The following is a 22,514-nucleotide window of genomic DNA, read 5'->3' on the forward strand; positions in this document are numbered from 1 at the left end:
TCATCGGCGAGATCTCCGCACGGCCTCGTCGTAGCGCTTCGCCTCGACGTCGCTCAGCTCGCGGGCGGAGAGGATGTCCCAGTCGTTGTCGGTGCCGTCGGCCTCGGCGAGCAGCACGGCCAACCGGCGCCCCCGGCGGGCGGCGGCGTAGACGACCATCACGTCGTCGCCGAGGTGCCGGATCACCCGGCGGGTGCTGTGCAGCGCCTCCCAGACTTCCCCGGGCGTGACGTCGTAGACCCTCAGGTTGGCCAACGCCTCGTCGGTGAAGCTGAACCTGCTGCCCACGGCGCGAGCGTACCACGCAGGTAACACGAGGCCGGGTCGAGCGATTTTCGCTGATCACGCGTCGCAGGTGACAGGATGGGGCGTAACCCCCTCGAGGAGGTCCGTGGTGAAGCGTCAGGCGTACCAGCCGATCCTGATCACCGACGCCTCGCGCAGCCAGGACGACCAGCTCACCAGCCGTCAGAAGCGCTACGTGCTGATGATGGGCATCCGGGTGGCCTGCGTGATCGTCGGTGCCGTCCTGGTCGGCGTGCAGGCCCCGCTGCTCTGGCTCTGGCTGCCGATGGTGGCCCTGGGCATGGTGCTGATCCCGTGGCTGGCGGTCCTGCTGGCCAACGACCGCCCGCCCAAGGAGCAGCACCGGCTGGCCAACCGGTTCCAGCCGCGACACCGGGACGAGACCCCGCCGATGAGCCTCACCGCCGAGGAACGCCCTCACAAGATCATCGACGTCGAGCCCTGACCCACCGGCGAGGGGGTCAGGGGCGGGCGCCCACCTGGGAGACGGCGAGGGCCCCGAGGTCGCCGGCCCGGCCCAGCGCCACCGCCGGCTCCGCGCCGTCGAGCCAGGCGGCCAGCAGCCCGGCCGCGAACGCGTCCCCGGCCCCGGTGACGTCGACCACCGCCACCCGGCGAGCCGGCGCGACGGTGGCCGAGGAGTCCCGGTCCACCCAGACCGCCCCGGCCGCGCCCTGCTTGACGACGACCCGCCGGGCGGAGGCCGACAGCGCCCGCCCCTGCGCCGCCGGGTCCATCCCTCCGGCCAGCACCGTCGCCTCGTCGGCGTTGACCAGGAGCAGGTCGACCCCGCGTACCCAGGACAGGAAGGCCGCCGCGCCGACCCGCCGCAGCGGGGCCGCGGAGGCCGCGTCGACGCTGGTGGTGAGCCCGCGCTCGCGGGCGGCGGCCAGCGCGCGCAGCCCCGCCGGTCGTGACTCGGCGTCCAGCAGGGTGTACCCGGACAGGTGCAGGTGCCGCGCGTCCGGCGCCGCGGCCAGCGCCGCGTCGACGTCGGCCGGGGCCAGCAACAGGTTCGCGCCCCGCTCCGTGACCATCGACCGCTCCCCGGCCGTGGCCAGCACGATGACCGTCCCGGTGGCGCGGTCGGGGCACACGGTCGTCGCGCAGTCGACCCCGGCGCGTTCCAGCTCGGCCACCCGGTCCCGCCCGGCGTCGTCGTCGCCGACGGCACCGACGAGCGTGACCGGCACGCCCTGGGCGGCGAGCCAGGCCGCCGTGTTGGCGGCCTGCCCGCCGCCGCTGAACCGGATCGCCGCGGGCGTGTCCGATCCGGTGGCCATCGGCCCGGCCAGCACCGCCACCACGTCGGTGATCAGGTCACCGACGACGAGGACGCGCCCTGCGGTCATGCCCCGGCGCGGCGGGCGGCCGCGGCGACGGCGATCCGGGCCGCGAGGTCGGCGTTGCGCAGGATGATCCGGACGTTCACCGCCAGGCTCGCCCCCTCGGTCGCCGAGTGGAAGTGCGCGAGCAGGTAGGGCGTCACGGCCTTGCCGGTCACCCCGTCGCGCTCCAGCAGGGCCAGCCCGTCGGCGAGGGTCCGGTCGTGCAGCTCCGGGTCGAGCTGCTCGTCGGTCGGCAGCGGGTTGGCCACGATCAGGCCGCCGTGGTGCACGCGGTGCTGCTCCCGGGCCGCCAGCACGTCCGCGACCTGCTCGGCCGAGTCCAGCGACCAGTCCAGGTCGAAGCCGCCGTCGGTGATGAAGAAGCCGGGGAAGCGCCGGCTCCGGAAGCCGACCACGCCGACGCCGAGGGTCTCCAGCCGCTCCAGGGTGGCGCCGACGTCGAGGATCGACTTGACCCCGGCGCAGACCACCGCGATCGGCGTCCGGGCCAGGGTGACCAGGTCGGCCGACTCGTCGAAGGTCTGCGCCGCCTCCCGGTGCACCCCGCCGAGGCCGCCGGTGGCGAACACCCCGATGCCGGCGGCGGCGGCCACCGCACTGGTCGCGGCCACGGTGGTGGCGCCGTCCGCGCCGGTCGCGGCGGCGAGGGCGAGATCGCGTACGGAGAGCTTGGCGACCCCGTCGACGGTGGCGAGCCGGGTCAGCTCCGCGTCGTCCAGGCCCACCACGAGCCGGCCGCCGACCATGCCGATGGTCGCCGGGACCGCACCCGCGTCGCGGACGGCCTGCTCGATCTCGCGGGCCACCCGGAGGTTGTCCGGCCGGGGAAGGCCGTGCGAGACGATGGTGCTCTCCAGGGCGACGACGGGACGCCCGTCGCGCAGGGCGTCGGCAACCTCGCTGCCGTAGCGGATGTGAAAGTCGGTCACGTCACCACCGTACGGCCCCCGTCCGGGCTACCTGCAGTGGACCGGATCGGGGGTGACCTGCCAGACTTGACGGTCGGAGGTGCAGAAGTGAGCACAGAGGTTCTCGAGCGTCCGGAGCTGAAGGACGCCGACACCGGTCCCGAGATGTTCCACTACGTGCGTAAGGAGAAGATCGCCGAGAGTGCCGTCATGGGCACCTTCGTCGTCGCGCTGTGCGGGGAGACCTTCCCGGTCACCAAAGCCGCCAAGCCCGGCTCGCCGGTCTGCCCGAAGTGCAAGGAGATCTACGACTCCTGGGGCGAGTGACCGTGGGCGGCCTCCCCGGTCGCGCACGTAACCTTCGCCGGTGACCACCTCCACCGCCCTGCTCCTCGCCGACCTCACCGGAGTGGCGGTCTTCGCCGCCTCCGGGGCCTCCGCGGCGGTGGCCAAACGGCTCGACCTCTTCGGCGTCGTCTTCGTCGGCTTCGTGGCCGCGCTCGGCGGCGGGATCTTCCGGGACCTGGCGATCGACGAGGCGCCCCCGCTGGCCTTCGGCGACTGGCGGTACGCCACCACGGCCGCCGTCACCGCCGCCGCCGTCTTCTGGCTGCATCCCCAGTTCGCCCGGCTGCGCACCACCGTGCTGGTGCTGGACGCGGCCGGGCTGGGGCTGTTCACCGTCACCGGCACGGTCAAGGCCCTCGACGCCCAGGTGCCGCCGGTGGGCGCCTGCGTGATCGGCATGCTCACCGCGATCGGCGGCGGTCTCGGGCGGGACCTGCTCACCGCCGAGATCCCGGTGGTGCTGCGGCGGGAGATCTACGCCGTGGCCGCGCTCGCCGGCTCGATCCTCGTGGCGCTGCTGGACGCCCTCGGGCACGCCAACGCCGGCTGGCTGACCGCGGCGGCCGCGGTGGTCTTCCTGCTCCGCCTGGTGGCGCTGCGGCGGCGCTGGTCGGCGCCGGTGGCCACCCTGCGTCCCCCGCGTACGGGAACCCACGGCAGCCACCCCTGACCCGGGTGGCGGATGTGACCAGCGTGGCGTCGGCTGGGTCCGGCGGCCCGTGCTGGTTATGCTGAGTCGGCCTTCGCGGCACCATCTGCGCGGAGGCGTTTTCATGGGCGGCGGTACCCGTGGCCCTCGCCCGGGGTCCGCCGTCAGGCGGTCGGAGAGGAGCTTCCCGTGGCGGCCCGGTTGCCGGCGATCGAGACGTTTCCGGCACTGCGCGCGTGGCAGCGCAAGGCACTCGTGGAGTACCTGCGCCGGCGGGACCCCGACTTCACGGCGGTCGCCACCCCGGGCGCCGGAAAGACCACCTTCGCCCTGCGGATCGCCGCCGAGCTGCTCGCCGACGGCACCGTCGAGGCGGTGACCGTGGTGGCCCCGACCGAGCACCTGAAGACCCAGTGGGCGCAGGCGGCGGCCCGGGTCGGCATCCAGCTCGACGCCGCGTTCCGCAACGCCGACCTGCACTCCTCCGCCGACTTCCACGGCGCGGTGGTGACGTACGCGCAGGTGGGCATGGCGCCCCAGGTGCACAAGCGGCGCACCCTCACCCGGCGCACCCTGGTCGTCCTCGACGAGATCCACCACGCGGGCGACAGCCGCTCCTGGGGCGACGGGGTGAAGGCCGCCTTCGAGGGCGCCGAGCGCCGGTTGATGCTCACCGGGACCCCGTTCCGCTCCGACGACAACCCGATCCCGTTCGTCAGCTACGAGCGGGGCGGCGACGGCCTGCTGCGCTCCCGCGCCGACTCGGTCTACGGCTACGCCGACGCGCTGCGCGACGGCGTCGTCCGGCCGGTGCTCTTCCTGGCGTACTCGGGGGAGACCCGGTGGCGCACCAACGCGGGGGAGGAACTGGCGGCGCGGCTCGGCGAGCCGATGACCCAGGACCTCGTCGCGCAGGCGTGGCGCACCGCGCTGGACCCGGCGGGCGACTGGATGCCCCAGGTGCTGCGGGCCGCCGACGCCCGGCTGACCGTGCTGCGCAACGCGGGGATGCCCGACGCCGGCGGGCTGATCATCGCCAGCGACCAGCAGGCGGCCCGCTCGTACGCGAAGCTCATCGCGCAGGTGACCGGCGAGCGCGCGGCGGTGGTGCTCTCCGACGACGTGGGCGCCTCGGCGCGGATCGCCACGTTCGCGGCGTCCGAGCAGCGTTGGCTGGTGGCGGTCCGGATGGTCTCCGAGGGCGTCGACATCCCCCGGCTGGCCGTCGGCGTCTACGCGACCAGCGCCAGCACCCCGCTCTACTTCGCGCAGGCGATCGGCCGGTTCGTCCGCGCCCGCCGCCCCGGCGAGACCGCCTCGGTCTTCCTGCCCAGCGTGCCGCACCTGCTCGGGCTGGCCAGCGAGATGGAGGTCGAGCGGGACCACGTGCTCGGCAAGCCGAAGGACCGCGAGGGCTTCGACGACGACCTGCTGGAGCGTGCCCAGCGCGCCGACCAGGCCAGCGGCGAGCTGGAGAAGCGGTTCGCCGCGCTCTCCGCGACGGCCGAGCTGGACCAGGTGATCTTCGACGGCGCCTCGTTCGGCACCGCCGCGCAGGCCGGGACGCCCGAGGAGGAGGAGTACCTGGGCCTGCCCGGGCTGCTCACCGCCGACCAGGTGGCCCTGCTGCTGACCAAGCGGCAGCAGGAGCAGCTCGCGGCCCAGCGCCGCCGGGCCGCCAGGCCCGCTGAGGCGGCCGCTGAGGCGCCCACGGCCCCGCCGGCACCAATGAGTGCCGCCCAGCGTCGCGTCGCCCTACGCCGCCAACTGAACGCCCTCGTGGCCGCCCGGCACCACCGCACGGGGCAGCCGCACGGGAAGATCCACGCGGAGCTGCGCCGCCTCTGCGGCGGGCCGCCGAGCGCGCAGGCGACCATCGAGCAGCTCGAGGAACGCATCGCCACCGTGCAGACCCTCTGACGGGCGGGCCGGTCGACGACCGGCCGCGGCGGGCGACCGGCCGGTGCGTGGCCGCCGGGAGGTGCGTGGCCGCCCGTGGCGGGACCGCGCGATCCGTTCCGCCCGTGCCCCCTCGGGCGGGGCGTGCCGTCGGCGCGACGGGGCTGGGCGGGTGGAGACGAAAAGCCGGCCGGAGGCCCCTCGGGGGCCTCCGGCCGGCTATGTCGTGGGTTGCGGTCTCTCAGTTCGCCATCAGATCGGCGCCACGCCAGCTGAACTCCGGGTCCGTCGCGAACCGCACGGTGATCTTCACGAGATCCTCCGCGTACTTGTTCGCGTGGTGCCCACAGAACACCAGCTCGCTCCCACCCGCCAGAGTGATCCGGAGCTTGCCGGCAGCATTGCAGCGGTCGCACCGTTCATCGGCGGCTGGGGGAGCCACCGTCTCGGGCGGCGGCGTGAGGGTCGGGGTCATCGCCTTCCTCCTCTGGTCGTCACCGATGAACAATCTCTTCGGTCGTTGCTCACCTATCGTGCAACACCCTGTCCCGGCGCTGCCTTCCCTGTGTGCCCGCGGGGGACCGAGGTCACACATGGCAGGGACAGTGTGCCGTGCACCAAGGGTGCCACGTCAACGATCACAATCGTGCAACCGGACGATCACCTTCCGACGTTGCACGCCAGGTGGTCAAAACGACACGTTCGGTTGACGATCGCGATCAGTCCAGGTAGTCCCGGAGCACCTGCGAACGCGACGGGTGACGCAGCTTCGACATCGTCTTGGACTCGATCTGCCGGATGCGCTCCCGGGTCACCCCGTAGACCTGCCCGATCTCGTCCAGCGTGCGCGGCTGGCCGTCGGTCAGGCCGAAGCGCAGGCGTACCACGCCCGCCTCACGCTCGGACAACGTCTGCAGCACCTGCTGGAGCTGGTCCTGCAGGAGCGAGAACGAGACCGCGTCGACCGCGACCACGGCCTCCGAGTCCTCGATGAAGTCGCCGAGCTGGCTGTCGCCCTCGTCGCCGATCGTCTGGTCCAGCGAGATGGGCTCCCGGGCGTACTGCTGGATCTCCAGCACCTTCTCGGGTGTGATGTCCATCTCCTTGGCGAGCTCCTCCGGCGTGGGCTCGCGGCCCAGGTCCTGGAGCAGCTCCCGCTGGATGCGGCCGAGCTTGTTGATGACCTCGACCATGTGCACCGGGATGCGGATGGTGCGGGCCTGGTCGGCCATCGCCCGGGTGATCGCCTGCCGGATCCACCAGGTGGCGTACGTGGAGAACTTGTAGCCCTTGGTGTAGTCGAACTTCTCGACCGCGCGGATCAGGCCGAGGTTGCCCTCCTGGATCAGGTCGAGGAAGGCCATGCCGCGGCCGGTGTAGCGCTTGGCCAGCGAGACGACCAGCCGGAGGTTGGCCTCCAGCAGGTGGTTCTTGGCGCGCTCGCCGTCCCGCGAGATCCAGCCCAGGTCCCGCTGCATCTCGCGGGTGAGCTTCTCCTCGCCCTCCTCGGCCGCCCGCAGCCGCTCCGCGGCGTAGAGCCCGGCCTCGATCCGCTTGGCCAGCTCCACCTCCTGCTCGGCGTTGAGCAGCGGGACCTTGCCGATCTGCTTGAGGTAGGCCCGGACCGAGTCGGCGGAGGCGGTCAGCTCGGCGTCGCGGCGCGCCTGCTTGAGCGCCTCGGACTCCTCGTCGTCCCACTCGAAGTCGTTGTCGCTGGCCGAGTTGGCGGCGTCGGTCTCGGCGGCCCGGGTCAGCTCCGCCGGCTCCTCGACGACCACGTCCTCGATCTCGGCGGCGAGCTCCTCCGGGTCGATGTCGCCCTCGGCGCCCTCGCCCTTGGCCTTGCCGCCGGCCTTGGCCGGCTTGGCGCCGGCCGCCGCGACCGTCGCCTTGGTGGCCCGGGTCGACTTGGTGGCCTTCGCGGGCGCGGCGGCCTTGGCGGCCACCTCGGCGGTGGTGCCGGCGGCCTTGCGGGGGGCGGCCTTGCGCGGGGCGGGCGTCGTGGCCTCGTCGGCGGCGGGCGCCTGCTTCGGGGCGGGCGCGACGGCCTTCTTGGTGGTCTTGGCGGTGGTGGCCCGGGACGCCGGGGTGGCCGACCGGGCGGCGGCGACGCGGCGGCGGGTGCTCGCCGAGCCGTCCACCACCACGGTCACTCCCGCCTCGGAGAGCGCCCGGAGGATCTTCTTGGCCTGGGCCGGAGTCACCTCGGCGGACTCGACGGTGCGCGCGAGCTGAGCCGACGTGAGCTGACCGCCGGCGCTCTGCGCGTGGGCGATCAGAGTGTCGGTGAGCGAGCGAACGTCGGCGCCGGTCTGGCGGGGTTCTGTCACGAATGACCTTCCGGAGGCGAAGAGCGAGCACGGCCGGGTCGTCCGACGCAGAGCGGGGCACCTTGCCGGGCGATGTGGTTGAGGGACCCCCGTGTCCCGGGCCGGCCGGTCGTGGCGGTCCGTCGCAGCGTGGGCAGGGGTGAATTGTAACGCCGTCTGCGGCGATCATCCGTCGCCGCACGGCGGACCGGCGGTGGGGACCGCCGATTCGACGCAGATGTGGACTTTGTAAGGATGGTACCGCGCGTGACCCGGAACACCCCGGCCGTGCGGGAAGGGGACGAACGATGGATCGCTCGGCGCCGTCGGAACTGCTGGAGATCGCGGTCGACGTGGCCCGGGACGCGGCCGCGACCGCGCACCGGATGCGGGTCGAGGGCGTGTCGGTGGCCGCCACCAAGAGCACGGTCACCGACGTGGTGACCGCCGCCGACCGGGCGGTGGAGCGGCAGGTGATCGACGCGCTGCGCCGGCTGCGGCCGGGCGACGCCGTCCTCGGCGAGGAGTACGGCGCGGGGGAGACCGGCCCGGTCAGCCCCGGCGGGGTCCGCTGGATCGTGGACCCCATCGACGGCACGGTCAACTACCTCTACGGGATCCCGCACTACGCGGTGTCGCTCGCCGCCGAGGTCGACGGCGAGGTGGTCGCCGGGGTGGTGCGCAACATCAGCACCGGCGAGGAGTGGACGGCCACCGTCGGCGGGGGCGCGTGGCGCGACGGCGAGCGGCTGCGCTGCTCCACCGAGACCGACCTCGGCCAGGCGCTGGTCGCCACGGGGTTCGGCTACGACCCGGCGCGCCGGGCGCACCAGGCCCGGGTGATCGCCGAGCTGATCCCGCACATCCGGGACATCCGCCGCTTCGGCGCCGCCGCGTTGGACCTCTGCCTGGCGGCGGAGGGGCGGGTGGACGCCTACTACGAGAAGGGGCTCGCCGCCTGGGACCAGGCGGCCGGCGCCCTGGTGGCGACCGAGGCGGGACTGCTGGTCGCCGGGCTGGGCGGGCTGCCGGCCGGCCCGGACCTGGTGATCGCCGCGCCGGCGGCGCTGTTCAAGCCGCTGCACGACCGCCTCGCCGACCTGGACGCCTCGGGCGGTCCCTGACCGGCCGGCGCCGCGCCCCCGGCGGCACCGGGGGCGCGGCGGGAGGCGGTCAGTCGTCCTGGGGCATCGGGCAGGACTCCTCCGGCGCGACCGGCGAGCCGAGGTCGCCCAGGGACTGGTTGACCTCGGTGGTGGTGGCGAGCTGCTGGAAGCCGCCGCCGAGCACCACGTCGACGACGTCGTCGGTGCGCTTGGCGTCGTAGTCGTACTCGGCGTTGTTCAGGAAGTACGCCCGCAGCAGGTGCGCCGAGCCGACTCCCTTCGGGCCGTAGCGCAGGACCGCGATGTCGTCGATCTGCTTCTTCTCGTTGCCGACCTTCTTGACCTGGAACTTGCGGTTGCGGAAGTCGTCCGCGACGGTGGTGGCTCGACCCGGTTCGTCGGTCGCGTTGTAAACGTTGATCTTGACGTCCTTGGGTTCCCGCAGGGTCACGTCGGCCAGCGGCCAGCCCTCCGGGCAACCTCCGGCGAGGCCGGCGCTGCTCTGGGTGTCGCGGACCAGCGCGACGACCACGAAGACGAGGGCCAGCACCGCCAGCAGGCCGACGACAACGAGTGCTCGCACTCGCGCAAAGCTCATCAGGGTGCTCCCCGGACAGTGGTGGGTGGTGGCGGCCGCCGGTGGTCGGGCCGCCCCGCCGGCCGTCGAGTACGCCGCTGAGGTTAACGGTTGTCCGGCCGTCGCGTGGAAACAGCCGGACATGCCGGCGCGCCATCCTGGAACCGGGTAGTACTACCCCTATCTTCGTGTCGCCTGAGTCACATTGGGAACAACTTCGCGTGCGGGGGCGTACATCTCAGCCACGAGGGCGGTATACATGCCTCGCCCAGAGGGGGGGTATGGTTCCGCGCCTCGCCGGCCGTTCCTTGGGGATGCCTCCGTCCGTGCTGTCTTCGGGTCGGGTGACCGACACAAGTGGTGGCCGGCCAGCGGAACCGAAACAGCGTCGTCCGGCGTTACAACCGGAAGCGACAACATCGATATGGGAGAGTGAAACCGATGGCCACCGACTACGACGCCCCGCGTCGCGACGAGGTCGACCTCGGCGAGGACAGCCTGGAAGAGCTCAAGGCCCGACGCGTCGACTCACAGTCGGGCGCCGTGGACGTCGACGAGGCCGAGGTGGCCGAGAGCTTCGAGCTGCCCGGCGCCGACCTGGCGGACGAGGAACTCACGGTCAAGGTGCTGCCGATGCAGCAGGACGAGTTCCGCTGCGCCCGTTGTTTCCTGGTGCACCACCGCAGCCAGTTGGCGGTCGAGCGCAACGGCGAGCTCATCTGCCGCGAGTGCGTCTGACACCGTTCGTCCGCACCAGCGGCGGCTCCCTCGTCGGGGCCGCCGCTGCCCGAGTCGCCGTGCGGTACTCCGGGGGACCTGCTTGACTCGTTGACGGGAGACCGTCATGTCGACGTCGGTCCATTCGGGAGGTCGGGCCATGAGCGAGCGGAGCGAGTCCGGCGGCACGCGTGGCGCGGACACGACCCGGGCCGACGGTGTGGGCGACCACGCCGCGCGGGACGACCACGCCGACGCCGTGCCCGCGCGCGGCGCGGACGAGCTGGGTGCCACCGTCGCGGCGTTGACCGCCGACGACATCGAGCCGGCCCGCCGGCGGCAGCTGCTCGGTCGGCTCGTCGGGCAGGCCCGCGCGCGCGGGCTGGCCGACCTGTTCAAACCGAAGAGCGCGGTGCGCTGGATGGTCGACACGGTCGCCGAGATCGCCCCGCACGTGCCCGTGCGCGACCTGGCCACCCTGCGCCAGCACTTCGACGGCCTGGACGGCGAGGCGCTGGCCGAGCGGCTGGTGCGCAACGCCGCGCGGACGACGGCCGGGATCGGCGCCGCCGGCGGGGGAGTGGCGGCGGTCGAGTGGACGGTCGCCCCGGCCCTGCTCTCCGCGCCGGTGCTGCTGGCCGCCGAGACGGTCGCCGTGGTGGCCGTCGAGCTGAAGCTGATCGGCGAACTGCACGAGGTCTACGGGGTCCCGGTGCCGAGCGGCGGCACCCAGCGGGCGGTCGCGCTGGTGCAGTCCTGGGCCGGCCAGCGGGGGATCAACCCGATGATGCCGGGCGTCGGGGTGGGCGCCGTGCTGGGCACCGCCGCGCGCAAGGAACTGCGGGACACCCTGCTCAAGCGCTTCGGCCGCAACCTGACCACCCTCGGCCCCTTCCTCACCGGGGCGGCGGTCGCCAGCTACCTCAACCGCCGGGCCACCCGGACGATGGCGGACCAGCTCCGCAGCGACCTGCGCCGCCGCACCACGGCCCTGCCGGGCACCCCGCCGGCCCTCCCCGGCGACCGCTGAGCCCCCGGCCCACGGGACGGCGGCCGAGCACGGCAGGGGGGCGGCGCGGAGGGCGCGGGACGACTCAGGGGCGGGCGGCGTCGCGGGCGGCGAGGAGCGCCTCGGCCAGCTCGACCGGGCGGCGGGTGCTGACCACCCAGAACGGGGTGGGGTCGGCGGGGTCGTCGAGGACCACCTGCACGGCGCCGGGGATCCACGGCCGCTGCACCACGAACGCCAGCGGGTCGGCGCCGACCCCGAGCACCTCACGCCGGCCGGCGGCGTCCAGCGGGACGACGTCCGCGACGAACCGGACCGGCAGCCGGGCGTCGTCCACCCGCAGCTCGCCGTCGCGTACCGCGATCCGGATCCGGCCGAGCCAGGCCAGGCCGGCGACGGTCGCCGGCAGCAGCAGCACGAACGGCAGCCAGGCGCGGACGCCGGGCGCGCCCATCCAGACCTCCACGGCGAGCAACGCGGCCGCGGCCAGCCCGCCGAGCCACAGCCACCACGGCAGACCGAGCCGCTCGGCGTGCTGCGGGGGCGCCGCGGCGGGCGGCGCCGGGGACGGCGAGGACGGTGACAGGCTCACTCCTCCGAGGGTACGGCGCACGACGCCCGGCGGAACCGGCAGGATGGCAGGGTCACCCCAGCAGGACGGACGGAAGAGGGGAACCGTGACCGACGTCGTACCCGTGCCCGTACGGCAGCTCAATCCCGAGCTGCCGCTGCCGGCGTACGCACATCCCGGCGATGCCGGGGCAGACCTGGTGGCGGCGGCGGACGTCGAGCTGCCACCCGGCGGCCGGGCCCTGGTCCCGACCGGCGTGGCGATCGCGTTGCCCGAGGGGTACGTGGGCCTCGTCCACCCCCGTTCGGGGCTCGCGGCCAGACTCGGCGTGACGGTGCTCAACGCGCCCGGTACGGTCGACGCCGGCTACCGGGGTGAGATCCTGGTCAACCTGATCAATCATGATCGGGACACACCGGCGAAGATCTCCCGTGGTGACCGGATCGCGCAGCTCGTCGTGCAGCGGGTGGCGCGGGCGGACTTCCAGCCGGTGGCCGAGCTGGCCGTGTCCCGGCGCGGGACCGGCGGGCACGGCTCCACGGGCGGCCACGCCGGCCTGGTGCCGTCCCCCGCGACCGTCGGGGCGGGTGGCGGGCAGGACGCGGCCCCGGACGGCCGGCGGGCGCCGGACGTGCCGGACGCGCGACGGGAAGAGCGGGACCGGGCAGGCGGCCGGACGGAAGAGGTGGCAGGGTGAGTGCGAACAGCGGAGGGTTGGCGCAGTGATCTTCTCCCGGAAGCGGGACAGTGCCGGACGGCACGCCCGTGACGAGCGGACGACCGAGGTCCTCGACTCTCACGAGGAGTCGGCCCCGGCCCGCGGCCCGTACGACATCTCGGAGGCGCCCGAGGGGGTGCAGCGGCTCGACCTGGGCAGCCTGCACATCCCGGCGGTGCGCGACGTCGAGGTGCGGGTGCAGGCCGACCCGGAGGGCGTGATCCAGCAGGTCGTGCTCGTGCACGGCCCCAACGCGCTCCAGCTCGGCGTCTTCGCCGCGCCGCGCTCCGAGGGCATCTGGGACGAGGTGCGCGAGGAGATCCGCCAGTCGCTGTTCAACGACGGCGCGGCGGCCCAGGAGGTCCAGGGCGAGTACGGCACCGAGCTGCACGCCCGGGTGCGCACCCCGGACGGGCTGACCGACCTGCGGTTCGTCGGCATCGACGGGCCGCGCTGGATGGTCCGCGGCGTCTACCAGGGCGAGGTGGCCACCAACCCGGCCGCCGCCGGCCCGCTCGCCGAGTGCCTCGACGGCCTGGTGGTCGACCGGGGCCAGGAGGCCAAGCCGGTGCGCGAGCCGCTGCCGCTGCGGCTGCCCCGCGAGGTGGCCGACCAGGCGGTCGAGGGAGCGCCGGCCGAGGGCAACCCCGCGCCCGCGCCCCGCGAGGCCTGACCGTCCGTCACGACGCGCCGGGACCGGCCCCGTCGGCGTACGCTGGCGGGACGGTTCCGGCGCCGCCGGGGCCCGGGTGCCGGCGTCGGGCCGGCCAGCGTGGAGAGGGTGACGCGGAGGTCATGTCGACCGACGAGGGCCGGGGTTCGCTGCGCCGCATGCTGCGACGGCTCACCGCGAGCGAGGCGGAGATCGAGGCGCAGGAACTGCGCCGGGAGAGCGCCGAGCACGGTGGTGTCCCGGCCGGGCAGTGCACGCGGGGCCAGGTGGTCTCGGTGGCCGGTCGGCTGCGCACGGTCGTCTACACCCCGCGGACCAACCTGCCCACCCTGGAGGCGGACCTCTACGACGGCAGCGACGTGGTCACCCTGGTCTGGCTGGGCCGGCGGCACATCGCCGGGATCGAGCCCGGCCGGCACCTGACCGCGCGCGGGCGGGTGGCCGTGCGCGACGACCGCAAGGTGATCTACAACCCGTACTACGAGCTGGAACCGCCGAAGTGACCCGGTGGCCGCGGCGGACGGAAGGCGTGCGATGACGACGGGACAGCACCGGGCGGCACAGCCGGAGAGCGACCCGCAGGACGAGGAAGCGCTGCCGACCCTCGCCGAGCAGATGGCCGACCAGCTCGGCGGCTGGCGGGGCCTGGTCGAGTCCAGCATCCCCGTGGTCGTCTTCGTGCTGGCCAACATCATCGGCGAGCTGCGGCCCGCCGTGATCGCCTCGGTGGCGGTGGCGCTCGTGATCGCCGGGCTCCGGCTGGCGCAGCGCCGACCGGTCCGGCACGCGGTCAACGGGCTCTTCGGCATCGCCGTCGGCGCCGCGATCGCCTGGCGCACCGGCGACGAACGCGACTTCTACCTCCCCGGCATCCTCTACGGCATCGGCTACGGGCTGGCCCTGCTGGTCTCGGCGGCCGTCCGGCAGCCGCTGGTGGGGTGGATCTGGTCGGTGCTGGTGGCCAAGGGCCGCGCCGAGTGGCGCGACGACCCGCGCCTGGTGCGGACCTTCACCGGGCTCACCGTGCTCTGGGGCGTGGTGTGGCTGGCCAAGGTGGGCGTGCAGGCCGGGCTCTACCTCGCCCACCAGGACACGGCGCTCGGCGTGGCGCGGCTGGTGCTGGGTTACCCGCCGTACGTGCTGCTGCTGCTGATCACGGTCTGGACGGTGCGGCGGGTGACCCGGGAAACGGAGCCCGAGGCGCTGCCCGGCGGCTGAGCCGCCGGCCTCAGCGCCGCTCGCGGGTGCGTTCGACGCTGTCAGCCCCGAGCACCACCGCGCGGACCGCGTCCTCGACCTCCGCGGTGCACACGAAGATCAGCTCGTCGCCCGCCTCGAGCGAGTCGTCCGGGGTGGGCACCAGCACCCGCTTGCCGCGCAGGATCGCCACCAGCGCGGAGTCGCGGGGCAGCGGGACCGCGCGCAGCGGCTCCCCGACGTACGGGGCGGTCGGCGGCAGGGTGATCTCCACCAGGTTCGCCTCGCCCTGCCGGAAGGTCATCAGCCGGACCAGGTCGCCGACGGTGACCGCCTCCTCGACCAGCGCGGCCATCACCCGCGGCTTGCTCACCGCGACGTCGACACCCCACTGCTCGGTGAAGAGCCACTCGTTCTCGGCCCGGTTCACCCGGGCCACCACCCGGGGCACCGCGAACTCGGTCTTGGCCAGCAGCGAGACCACCAGGTTGACCTTGTCGTCACCGGTGGCCGCGACCACCACGTCGCAACCGGCGATGTTGGCCTCCTCCAGGCTGGCCAGCTCGCACGCGTCGGCGAGCACCCAGTCGGCCGCCGGCACCCGGTCGGGGCGCAGCATCCGGGGCTGGCGCTCGATGAGCATCACCTGGTGGCCGTTGTCGATCAGTTCCTGGGCGATCGAGCGGCCCACGTTGCCCGCGCCGGCGATGGCGATACGCATGCTCACAGCCCTCCTTCCGGCGGCGTCCCCGCCACCGACGTGACCGTCGCCGCAATGTCGTCGGTGACCAGCATGAAGAGCTGGTCGCCCTCCTGCACGACGCTGGACGGGGTCGGCAGGGTGCCGATGCCGAAGCGGATCAGGTACGCCACCCGGGCCCCGGTCGCCTCCTCCAGGACGCGCACCGGCCGGCCGACCCAGTCCTTGTGCACCGGCACCTCGACGATCGACACCGTGCTCGTCGGGTCCCGGAAGATCTCCACGTTCCCCTCCGGCACCAGGTGCCGCAGCATCCGGTCGGCGGTCCACCGGACGGTGGCCACGGTGGGGATGCCGAGCCGCTCGTAGACCTGCGCGCGGCGCTGGTCGTAGATGCGCGCCGCCACCCGGGACACGCCGAACGTCTCCCGGGCGAGCCGGGCCGAGATGATGTTCGAGTTGTCGCCGCTGGAGACGGCCGCGAAGGCGTCCGCCCGCTCGATGCCGGCCTGCCGGAGCACCTCGCCGTCGAAGCCGGCGCCGGTGACGGTGATCCCGGCGAAGTCGGGGCCGAGCCGGCGGAAGGCGTCGGCGTCCTGGTCGATGACGGCGACCGAGTGCCCCCGGGACTCCAGGCTGTAGGCGAGGGTCGAGCCGACGCGGCCACAACCCATGATCACGACATGCACCGCGTCCCTCCTCAAGGTGCGCAACGCCCGGCCGGTGAGCGTGCCGTCTGCGAGCCTGCCACGTTCCGGGCGTGGACGCGGACCGACGGTACTCCGCCGGTCCGGCCCGCCGCGATCGACCACCCCGTGACGCCCGCCCGGGTGGTCGTACGCTTGGCGGTTGTGGCCAGACCCACCTCGCTGCTGAAGCGGCTGCTCCTCGGTCGACCGTTCCGGTCCGACCGGCTCAAGCACACCCTTCTGCCCAAGCGCATCGCGCTGCCCGTATTCGCGTCCGACGCGCTCTCCAGCGTCGCGTACGCGCCCGACGAGATCCTGCTGACCCTCTCCATCGCCGGCGCCTCGGCGTTCCTCTTCTCGCCGTGGATCGCCCTGGCCGTCGTGGTGGTGATGCTCACCGTCGTGGCCAGCTACCGGCAGAACGTGCACGCCTACCCCTCGGGCGGCGGCGACTACGAGGTGGCCACGGTGAACCTCGGTCCGCGGGCGGGGGTCGCGGTGGCGAGCGCGCTGCTGGTCGACTACGTGCTGACGGTCGCGGTCTCGGTCTCCTCCGGGGTGGCCAACCTGGGCTCGGTGGTGCCGTTCGTGGCCACCCACAAGGTGCTGATCGCGGTCACCGCGGTGGTGCTGCTCACCGCGGTGAACCTGCGCGGCCTGCGGGAGTCCGGCACCGCCTTCGCCATCCCCACGTACGGCTTCATCATCGTGATGGTCGGGATGCTGCTCACCGGCCTGGTGCGGGTCTTCGTGCTCGGCCACGACCTGCGCGCGCCCAGCGCCGGCCTGGAGATCCAGGCCGAGCACAGCGTCACCGGCTTCGCCCTGGTCTTCCTGCTGCTGCGGACCTTCTCCTCGGGCTGCGCGGCGCTGACGGGCGTGGAGGCGATCTCCAACGGGGTGCCGGCGTTCAAGGCCCCGAAGAGCCGCAACGCGGCCACCACGCTGCTGCTGCTCGGCACCATCTCGGTGGCCATGCTGGTCGGCATCATCTGGCTGTCCCGCCTCACCGGCCTGCAGTTCGTCGAGGACCCGAGGTTGCAGATCATCTCCGGCCCCGAGGGGTACGTGCAGAAGACCGTCACCACCCAGCTCGGGGAGACGGTCTTCGGCTCCGGCTCGGTGCTGCTCTACGTGCTCGCCGGGGTCACCGCGCTGATCCTCTTCCTGGCCGCGAACACCGCGTTCAACGGCTTCCCGGTGCTCGGCTCGATCCTCGCCCAGGACCGCTACCTGCCCCGGCAGCTGCACACCCGCGGCGACCGGCTGGCCTTCTCCAACGGCATCGTCTTCCTGGCCGTCGCCGCGATCGTGCTGATCGTCGGCTTCCAGGCCGAGGTGACCCGGCTCATCCAGCTCTACATCGTGGGCGTCTTCGTCTCGTTCACGCTCTCCCAGGCCGGCATGATCCGGCACTGGAACCGGCACCTGCGCACGGCGCGGGACCCGCAGGCACGTCGGCGGATGCTCCGGTCCCGGGCGATCAACACCTTCGGCATGGCGATGACCGGCACGGTGCTGGTCATCGTGCTCGTCACCAAGTTCCTGCTCGGTGCGTGGATCGCCATCGCCGCGATGGCGATGATCTACGCGCTGATGCTCGCCATCCGGCGGCACTACGACCGGGTCGCCGCGGAGCTGACCCCGCCGGACGAGGGCCGCGCCGTGCTGCCCGCCCGCAACCACGCCGTCGTGCTGGTCAGCAAGCTGCACAAGCCGACGCTGCGGGCCATCGCGTACGCCCGGGCCACCCGGCCGGACACGCTGACCGCGGTGACCGTGAACGTCGACGAGAAGGACACCCGGGAGTTGCAGGCGGAGTGGGAGCGGCGGGACCTGCCCGTCCCGCTGACCGTCGTCGACTCGCCGTACCGGGAGATCACCCGGCCCATCCTGGGCTTCGTGGCCGGCGTGCGCCGGGAGTCGCCGCGCGACGTGGTCACGGTCTTCATCCCGGAGTACGTGGTGGGGCGCTGGTGGGAGAACCTGCTGCACAACCAGAGCGCGCTGCGCCTGAAGGGCCGGCTGCTCTTCGAACCGGGGGTGATGGTGACCAGCGTGCCGTGGCAGCTCGCCTCGACGGCCGGCAAGGACCTGGACCGGCTGGACGCCACCCTGACCCGGGGACCGGCACGCGGCCCCCGGGTCGCGCCGCGCGGCACCCTGCCGCCGAGCGTCCCGCCCGTCGTGTCCGCGCCGCCCGGCGAGAGCGGCCCGAGTGGTGGAGGTGAGCGGTGACCGCGCACGGGGACGGCCGGGGGCTGGAGGAGGCCGAGCGGGTCGAGCTGACCGTCGGGGCGGTCGCGCCGGGCGGGCACTGCGTCGCGCGGGTGGACGGCCAGGTGGTCTTCGTCCGGCACGCGCTGCCCGGCGAGCGGGTGGTCGCCGAGGTGACCGAGGTGCACCGCGGCTTCGTCCGGGCCGACGCGGTGACCGTGCTCGAGGCCGCGCCGGAGCGGGTCGAGCAGCCCTGCCCGTACGCGAAGCCGGGCCGGTGCGGCGGGTGCGACCTCCAGCACGTGGCCCCGGCCGCCCAGCTCGACTGGAAAACGGCCGTGGTGCGCGAGCAGCTCACCCGCCTCGGTGGGCTCACCGACGCCGAGCTGGACGCCCTCGGCGTCCGGGTGGCGGCGCTGCCCGGCGGGTCGCTCGGCTGGCGCTCCCGGGTCCGCTACGCCGTCGACGGGGCGGGCCGGGCCGGGCTGCTCAAGCACCGCTCGCACGAGGTGGTCCCGATCGACCGCTGCCTGATCGCCCACCCGGCGATCCGGGAGCTGCCCGTGCTGGCCCCGACCGGGGCGCGCTGGCCGGACGCGGACGCGGTCGAGACGGTCGCCTCCACCGGCGGGGACGCGGCCGTGACCGCCGTCGCCGACGGGGTGCCCCGCCCGGTGAGCGGCCCGGACCGGGTCCGCGAGGTGGCTGCCGGCCGGGAGTGGACGCTGCCGGCGTCGTCGTTCTGGCAGGTCCACCCGGCCGCCGCCGACACCCTGGTCGACGCCGTGCTGGAGCTGGTCGACCCGCGCCCGGGGGAGCGGGCCTGGGACCTCTACGGCGGGGCGGGGCTCTTCGCCGCCGCGCTGGCCGGCCGGGTCGGCGACGCGGGCCGCGTCACCCTGGTCGAGTCGGCGGCGCAGGGCGTCGCCGCCGCCCGGGAGAACCTGCGCGACCTGCCCCGGGTGGAGGTCGTGCCGGCCCGGGTGGAGACCGCCCTGGCCCGCCGCCGGATCACCGGCCCGGTCGACGTGGTGGTGCTCGACCCGCCGCGCTCCGGCGCGGGCGGCCCGGTGGTGCGGGACCTGGTGGCCGCCGGTCCCCGCGCGATCGCGTACGTGGCCTGCGACCCGGCCGCCTTCGCCCGCGACGTGCGCACCTTCGCCGGGCTGGGCTGGCGGCTGGCCGCGCTGCGCGGCTTCGACCTGTTCCCGATGACCCAGCACGTCGAGCTGGTCGGTCTGCTCCTGCCGCCCGAGCGAGCCGCCCGCTAGCCTGACGCGATGAAGATCGTCGGGTTGATGTCGGGGACCTCCTACGACGGGGTGGACGTGGCCGCCGCCGAGTTCACCCTCGACGGGGACACGCTGCGGCTGCGCCCGCTGGGCCACCGGAGCCTCGACTACGACGACGAACTGCGCGCCGCGATCGGCGCGCTGCTGCCGCCCGGGAGCACCACCATCGAGGCGGTCTGCCGGCTGGACAACCGCCTCGGCGAGGTCTTCGCCGAGGCGGCGGCCCTCGGCGTCGAGCTGGCCGGCGGCGCGGTCGACGCGGTGGTCTCGCCCGGGCAGACGGTCTTCCACTGGGTCGACGGCGGGCGCGCCCGGGGCACCCTGCAACTGGGCGCCGTGGCCCGGGTGGCCGCCCGGGTCGGCGTACCCGTGCTGAACGACCTGCGCTCGGCGGACGTCGCCGCCGGCGGGCAGGGCGCGCCCCTGGTCCCGGCCTTCGACGCGCTGCTGCTCGACCCGGCGGACGGCGCGGCCCCGCGCGCCGCGCTCAACCTGGGCGGCATCGCCAACCTCACGGTCCTCGCGCCGGGCGCGCCGGTGCTCGGGTACGACGTCGGGCCCGCCAACGCGCTGCTCGACGCGGCGGCCCGGCGCCTCCTGGGCCGGCCCTGCGACCTCGACGGCGCCCGCGCGGCCGCCGGTCGGGTGCACCCCGGCCTGCTCGACGCGCTGCTCGCCGAGCCGTACTACGCGGCGCCGGCGCCCAAGTCGACCGGCAAGGAGCTGTTCCACTCCGGCTACCTGGACGCGCGGCTGGCCGCCCTCGGCGAGGCGGTGCCCGCCGACGACGTGCTCGCCACCCTGACCGAGCTGACCGCCCGGGTGGTGGCCGCCGAGTGCGACCGGCACGGCGTGGTGGAGGTGGTCGCGGCCGGCGGCGGGGTGCGCAACCCCACGCTGACCGCCCGGCTGGCCGCCCTCGGGGCGGGGCGGTGGCGGCTGCGCACCACCGACGAGCTGGGGGTGCCCGCGCAGGCCAAGGAGGCGTACGCGTTCGCGCTGCTGGGCTGGCTCTCCTGGCACGGGCTGCCCGGCGCGCTGCCCTCGGTGACCGGCGCCGCCCGGGCCGCGGTGCTGGGCTCCTGGACCCCGTCCGGGCCGGCGTACCGGGGCGCCGCGGGGGTCGTGGCGCCTCGGCGGCTGCGGATCACGGCCTGACCGCCCGGCGCCGCCCGTCCGCCGGCCGGGGATCCGGGGGCTGACCAGGCGCTCAGTGCCCCCGGCCGGTGGGCGGGCGTCCGGGCCGGCCTGCGGAGTACCAGGCGGCCGATAGACTCTTGCGTCATGAGCGTTGAAGAGGGCACGGTCCACCACACCGGGCTGCTGGCCACCGTCCGGGGTCCGCAGGACGTCAAGCGGATGTCCGCCGAGGAGTTGGACGTCCTCGCCGCCGAGATCCGTGACTTCCTGGTCGCCAAGGTCTCGCGCACCGGCGGGCACGTCGGCCCCAACCTGGGCGTGGTCGAGCTGACCCTGGCCATGCACCGCGTCTTCGACTCCCCGCGTGACCGGCTCCTGTTCGACACCGGCCACCAGGCGTACGTGCACAAGATCCTCACCGGGCGGCAGACCGGCTTCGACAAGCTGCGCCAGCGCGGCGGCCTCTCGGGCTACCCGAGCCAGGCCGAGAGCGAGCACGACCTGATCGAGAACTCGCACGCCTCCACCGCCCTGTCCTACGCCGACGGCCTGGCCAAGGCGTACGCGCTGCGGGGCGAGCAGCGCAGCGTGGTCGCCGTGGTGGGCGACGGCGCGCTCACCGGCGGCATGTGCTGGGAGGCGCTGAACAACATCGCCACCGCCGGCAACCCGCTGGTGATCGTGGTCAACGACAACGGCCGCTCCTACGCGCCGACCATCGGCGGCCTCGCCGACCACCTCTCCTCGCTGCGGCTCAACCCCGGCTACGAGAAGGTGCTCGACACCGTCAAGGAGGCGCTCGGCTCGACGCCGCTGGTCGGCAGGCCGATGTACGAGGTGCTGCACGCGGTCAAGCGGGGCATCAAGGACGCGGTCGCCCCGCAGGCGATGTTCGAGGACCTCGGCATCAAGTACGTCGGCCCGGTCGACGGGCACGACGTGGCCGCGGTCGAGTCGGCGCTGCGCGCGGCGAAGAACTTCGGCGGCCCGGTGATCGTGCACGCCGTCACCCGCAAGGGCTACGGCTACCGCCCGGCCGAGGAGGACGAGGCCGACTGCTTCCACGGCCCCGGTGCCTTCGACGTCGAGACCGGCAAGCTGGTCGCCGCCCCGTCGGTGAAGTGGACCGGCGTCTTCGCCGACGAGCTGGTCGCCATCGCCGACGAGCGGCCCGACGTGGTGGGCATCACCGCCGCGATGGCCGAGCCGACCGGCATCGCCAAGCTGGCCCGCAAGCACCCGAACCGGGTCTACGACGTGGGCATCGCCGAGCAGCACGCGGCCACCTCGGCCGCCGGCCTGGCCCTCGGCGGGCTGCACCCCGTGGTGGCGGTCTACGCGACCTTCCTCAACCGCGCCTTCGACCAGGTCCTGCTGGACGTGGCGATGCACCGGCTGCCGGTGACCTTCGTGCTGGACCGGGCCGGCATCACCGGCCCCGACGGGCCCAGCCACTACGGCATCTGGGACATGTCCGTCTTCGGGGTCGTGCCGGGCCTGCGGATCGCCGCGCCCCGCGACGCCGCCACCCTGCGCGAGGAGCTGCGCGAGGCGGTGGGCGTGGACGACGGCCCCACCATCGTCCGCTTCCCGACCGGCACCGTCGCCGCCGACCTGCCGGCCGTGCGCCGGGTCGGCACCGTCGACGTGCTGGCCGAGTCGGCGCGCAAGGACGTGCTGCTGGTCGCGGTCGGCTCCTTCGGCCACCTGGGCATGGAGGTGGCCACCCGGGTCGCCGGGCAGGGCTTCGGCGTGACCGTGGTCGACCCGCGCTGGGTCCGCCCCGTCCCGGCCGAGCTGGTCGAGCTGGCCGCCGGGCACCGGCTCGTGGTCACCGTCGAGGACGGCGTCCGGGTCGGCGGCGTCGGCGACGCCCTCGCCCAGGCGATGCGCGACGCCGACGTCCGGGTGCCGCTGCGCGACCTCGGCGTACCGGCCGAGTGGCACCCGCACGGCACCCGCGCGCAGATCCTCGCCGACCTCGGCCTGACCGCGCAGGACGTGGCCCGCGACGTCACGGGCTGGATCTCCCGGCTGGACGTCGAGCCGGTCGAGCCGGTCATCGCCGCCGACGACGCGACCGCGCAGAACTGACACCGACGACGGCGGGTGCCCCGGGCGACCGGGACACCCGCCGTCG

24 protein-coding genes are annotated in these 22,514 nt (G+C 74.2%); 15 read left to right on the forward strand and 9 right to left on the reverse strand.

Annotated features, from left to right (window positions below; translation table 11 throughout):
- Complete coding sequence (locus tag AB0G08_RS07985) at positions 1-288, reverse strand: hypothetical protein (RefSeq protein WP_225851882.1); 288 nt, start codon at positions 286-288, stop codon at positions 1-3.
- 106 nt (positions 289-394) lie between these two features.
- Here AB0G08_RS07985 and AB0G08_RS07990 point away from each other — a divergent pair, with 106 nt between their 5' ends.
- Positions 395-751, forward strand: a complete 357-nt coding sequence (locus AB0G08_RS07990) for a DUF3099 domain-containing protein (protein WP_357871467.1) — start codon at positions 395-397, stop codon at positions 749-751.
- 16 nt (positions 752-767) lie between these two features.
- Here the strand turns inward: AB0G08_RS07990 and AB0G08_RS07995 are convergent, their stop codons facing one another.
- Both AB0G08_RS07995 and AB0G08_RS08000 read right to left on the reverse strand, forming a co-directional pair.
- Positions 768-1,658, reverse strand: a complete 891-nt coding sequence (locus AB0G08_RS07995; RefSeq protein ID WP_358084763.1) for a PfkB family carbohydrate kinase — start codon at positions 1,656-1,658, stop codon at positions 768-770.
- The gene (locus AB0G08_RS08000) at positions 1,655-2,584 is read right to left on the reverse strand and encodes a pseudouridine-5'-phosphate glycosidase (RefSeq protein ID WP_358084766.1); all 930 of its coding nucleotides are present in this window, start codon (positions 2,582-2,584) and stop codon (positions 1,655-1,657) included. The genes AB0G08_RS07995 and AB0G08_RS08000 overlap by 4 nt, the downstream gene beginning before the upstream one ends.
- Positions 2,585-2,671: 87 nt before the next feature.
- Here AB0G08_RS08000 and AB0G08_RS08005 point away from each other — a divergent pair, with 87 nt between their 5' ends.
- From AB0G08_RS08005 to AB0G08_RS08015, 3 genes are all read left to right on the forward strand, one after another.
- Entirely contained in the window at positions 2,672-2,890 is a 219-nt protein-coding gene (locus AB0G08_RS08005) for a DUF3039 domain-containing protein (protein ID WP_089001394.1), read from the forward strand.
- 40 nt (positions 2,891-2,930) lie between these two features.
- Complete coding sequence (locus AB0G08_RS08010; protein ID WP_358084768.1) at positions 2,931-3,581, forward strand: TRIC cation channel family protein; 651 nt, start codon at positions 2,931-2,933, stop codon at positions 3,579-3,581.
- A gap of 168 nt (positions 3,582-3,749) precedes the next feature.
- The gene (locus AB0G08_RS08015; RefSeq protein ID WP_358084771.1) at positions 3,750-5,480 is read left to right on the forward strand and encodes a DEAD/DEAH box helicase; all 1,731 of its coding nucleotides are present in this window, start codon (positions 3,750-3,752) and stop codon (positions 5,478-5,480) included.
- Positions 5,481-5,700: 220 nt separating this feature from the next.
- Here AB0G08_RS08015 and AB0G08_RS08020 read toward each other — a convergent pair whose 3' ends face one another.
- Both AB0G08_RS08020 and AB0G08_RS08025 read right to left on the reverse strand, forming a co-directional pair.
- A complete protein-coding gene (locus tag AB0G08_RS08020; RefSeq protein WP_074474066.1) occupies positions 5,701-5,934 on the reverse strand; it encodes a hypothetical protein in 234 nt (77 codons plus the stop codon).
- A 244-nt stretch (positions 5,935-6,178) separates the two neighbouring features.
- The gene (locus tag AB0G08_RS08025; RefSeq protein WP_358084774.1) at positions 6,179-7,789 is read right to left on the reverse strand and encodes an RNA polymerase sigma factor; all 1,611 of its coding nucleotides are present in this window, start codon (positions 7,787-7,789) and stop codon (positions 6,179-6,181) included.
- Positions 7,790-8,076: 287 nt separating this feature from the next.
- Here AB0G08_RS08025 and AB0G08_RS08030 point away from each other — a divergent pair, with 287 nt between their 5' ends.
- Positions 8,077-8,892, forward strand: a complete 816-nt coding sequence (locus AB0G08_RS08030) for an inositol monophosphatase family protein (protein ID WP_358084777.1) — start codon at positions 8,077-8,079, stop codon at positions 8,890-8,892.
- Positions 8,893-8,941: 49 nt separating this feature from the next.
- On the opposite strand, the gene AB0G08_RS08035 is transcribed toward AB0G08_RS08030, so the two are convergent.
- Entirely contained in the window at positions 8,942-9,457 is a 516-nt protein-coding gene (locus tag AB0G08_RS08035) for a LytR C-terminal domain-containing protein (RefSeq protein ID WP_358084779.1), read from the reverse strand.
- A gap of 435 nt (positions 9,458-9,892) precedes the next feature.
- Here AB0G08_RS08035 and AB0G08_RS08040 point away from each other — a divergent pair, with 435 nt between their 5' ends.
- Both AB0G08_RS08040 and AB0G08_RS08045 read left to right on the forward strand, forming a co-directional pair.
- Complete coding sequence (locus AB0G08_RS08040) at positions 9,893-10,189, forward strand: DUF4193 domain-containing protein (RefSeq protein ID WP_007075406.1); 297 nt, start codon at positions 9,893-9,895, stop codon at positions 10,187-10,189.
- 139 nt (positions 10,190-10,328) lie between these two features.
- On the forward strand, positions 10,329-11,198 hold the full coding sequence (locus AB0G08_RS08045; protein ID WP_358084782.1) for a hypothetical protein: 870 nt from the start codon (positions 10,329-10,331) through the stop codon (positions 11,196-11,198).
- A 64-nt stretch (positions 11,199-11,262) separates the two neighbouring features.
- On the opposite strand, the gene AB0G08_RS08050 is transcribed toward AB0G08_RS08045, so the two are convergent.
- The gene (locus AB0G08_RS08050) at positions 11,263-11,763 is read right to left on the reverse strand and encodes a DUF3093 domain-containing protein (protein ID WP_358085121.1); all 501 of its coding nucleotides are present in this window, start codon (positions 11,761-11,763) and stop codon (positions 11,263-11,265) included.
- Positions 11,764-11,854: 91 nt separating this feature from the next.
- Between AB0G08_RS08050 and dut the strand changes: the two genes are divergently transcribed.
- The 4 genes from dut to AB0G08_RS08070 all read left to right on the forward strand — a co-directional run bounded on the left by dut (position 11,855) and on the right by AB0G08_RS08070 (position 14,357).
- Positions 11,855-12,445 (forward strand): dUTP diphosphatase, encoded by a 591-nt coding sequence (gene dut, locus AB0G08_RS08055; RefSeq protein WP_358084785.1) that lies wholly within the window; start codon positions 11,855-11,857, stop codon positions 12,443-12,445.
- Between the two features lie 25 nt (positions 12,446-12,470).
- Positions 12,471-13,139 carry a DUF3710 domain-containing protein gene (locus AB0G08_RS08060; RefSeq protein WP_358084788.1) on the forward strand — a complete coding sequence of 223 codons (669 nt, stop codon included), beginning with the start codon at positions 12,471-12,473 and terminating at the stop codon, positions 13,137-13,139.
- Positions 13,140-13,261: 122 nt separating this feature from the next.
- A complete protein-coding gene (locus AB0G08_RS08065; RefSeq protein WP_089001387.1) occupies positions 13,262-13,642 on the forward strand; it encodes an OB-fold nucleic acid binding domain-containing protein in 381 nt (126 codons plus the stop codon).
- Positions 13,643-13,673: 31 nt separating this feature from the next.
- Entirely contained in the window at positions 13,674-14,357 is a 684-nt protein-coding gene (locus AB0G08_RS08070; RefSeq protein WP_358084791.1) for a DUF3159 domain-containing protein, read from the forward strand.
- A gap of 10 nt (positions 14,358-14,367) precedes the next feature.
- Here the strand turns inward: AB0G08_RS08070 and AB0G08_RS08075 are convergent, their stop codons facing one another.
- Positions 14,368-15,057 (reverse strand): TrkA family potassium uptake protein, encoded by a 690-nt coding sequence (locus AB0G08_RS08075; RefSeq protein ID WP_358084794.1) that lies wholly within the window; start codon positions 15,055-15,057, stop codon positions 14,368-14,370.
- A gap of 2 nt (positions 15,058-15,059) precedes the next feature.
- Positions 15,060-15,725 (reverse strand): TrkA family potassium uptake protein, encoded by a 666-nt coding sequence (locus tag AB0G08_RS08080; protein ID WP_358084797.1) that lies wholly within the window; start codon positions 15,723-15,725, stop codon positions 15,060-15,062.
- Positions 15,726-15,887: 162 nt separating this feature from the next.
- Here AB0G08_RS08080 and AB0G08_RS08085 point away from each other — a divergent pair, with 162 nt between their 5' ends.
- From AB0G08_RS08085 to dxs, 4 genes are all read left to right on the forward strand, one after another.
- Complete coding sequence (locus AB0G08_RS08085; RefSeq protein ID WP_358084799.1) at positions 15,888-17,963, forward strand: APC family permease; 2,076 nt, start codon at positions 15,888-15,890, stop codon at positions 17,961-17,963.
- Positions 17,960-19,213 carry a TRAM domain-containing protein gene (locus AB0G08_RS08090; RefSeq protein ID WP_358084802.1) on the forward strand — a complete coding sequence of 418 codons (1,254 nt, stop codon included), beginning with the start codon at positions 17,960-17,962 and terminating at the stop codon, positions 19,211-19,213. Before AB0G08_RS08085 ends, AB0G08_RS08090 begins: the two co-directional genes overlap by 4 nt.
- A 9-nt stretch (positions 19,214-19,222) precedes the next feature.
- Positions 19,223-20,392, forward strand: coding sequence for an anhydro-N-acetylmuramic acid kinase (locus tag AB0G08_RS08095; RefSeq protein WP_358084805.1), 1,170 nt, complete (start codon positions 19,223-19,225; stop codon positions 20,390-20,392).
- Between the two features lie 126 nt (positions 20,393-20,518).
- Positions 20,519-22,468 (forward strand): 1-deoxy-D-xylulose-5-phosphate synthase, encoded by a 1,950-nt coding sequence (gene dxs, locus AB0G08_RS08100; protein WP_358084807.1) that lies wholly within the window; start codon positions 20,519-20,521, stop codon positions 22,466-22,468.
- Positions 22,469-22,514: the final 46 nt, after the last annotated feature.

The organism is Micromonospora sp. NPDC023644 (genome assembly GCF_040640115.1).
Classification (GTDB): Bacteria; Actinomycetota; Actinomycetes; order Mycobacteriales; family Micromonosporaceae; genus Micromonospora.

What these genes read in the sequence shown, in the direction of transcription:
- dxs (WP_358084807.1), top strand. Translation starts at nt 20,519, where the DNA reads ATGAGCGTTGAAGAGGGCACGGTCCACCACACCGGGCTGCTGGCCACC.
- AB0G08_RS08030 (WP_358084777.1), top strand. Translation starts at nt 8,077, where the DNA reads ATGGATCGCTCGGCGCCGTCGGAACTGCTGGAGATCGCGGTCGACGTG.
- AB0G08_RS08020 (WP_074474066.1), bottom strand. Translation starts at nt 5,934, where the DNA reads ATGACCCCGACCCTCACGCCGCCGCCCGAGACGGTGGCTCCCCCAGCC.
- AB0G08_RS08045 (WP_358084782.1), top strand. Translation starts at nt 10,329, where the DNA reads ATGAGCGAGCGGAGCGAGTCCGGCGGCACGCGTGGCGCGGACACGACC.
- AB0G08_RS07995 (WP_358084763.1), bottom strand. Translation starts at nt 1,658, where the DNA reads ATGACCGCAGGGCGCGTCCTCGTCGTCGGTGACCTGATCACCGACGTG.
- AB0G08_RS08070 (WP_358084791.1), top strand. Translation starts at nt 13,674, where the DNA reads ATGACGACGGGACAGCACCGGGCGGCACAGCCGGAGAGCGACCCGCAG.
- AB0G08_RS08075 (WP_358084794.1), bottom strand. Translation starts at nt 15,057, where the DNA reads ATGCGTATCGCCATCGCCGGCGCGGGCAACGTGGGCCGCTCGATCGCC.
- AB0G08_RS08065 (WP_089001387.1), top strand. Translation starts at nt 13,262, where the DNA reads ATGTCGACCGACGAGGGCCGGGGTTCGCTGCGCCGCATGCTGCGACGG.
- AB0G08_RS08095 (WP_358084805.1), top strand. Translation starts at nt 19,223, where the DNA reads ATGAAGATCGTCGGGTTGATGTCGGGGACCTCCTACGACGGGGTGGAC.
- AB0G08_RS08040 (WP_007075406.1), top strand. Translation starts at nt 9,893, where the DNA reads ATGGCCACCGACTACGACGCCCCGCGTCGCGACGAGGTCGACCTCGGC.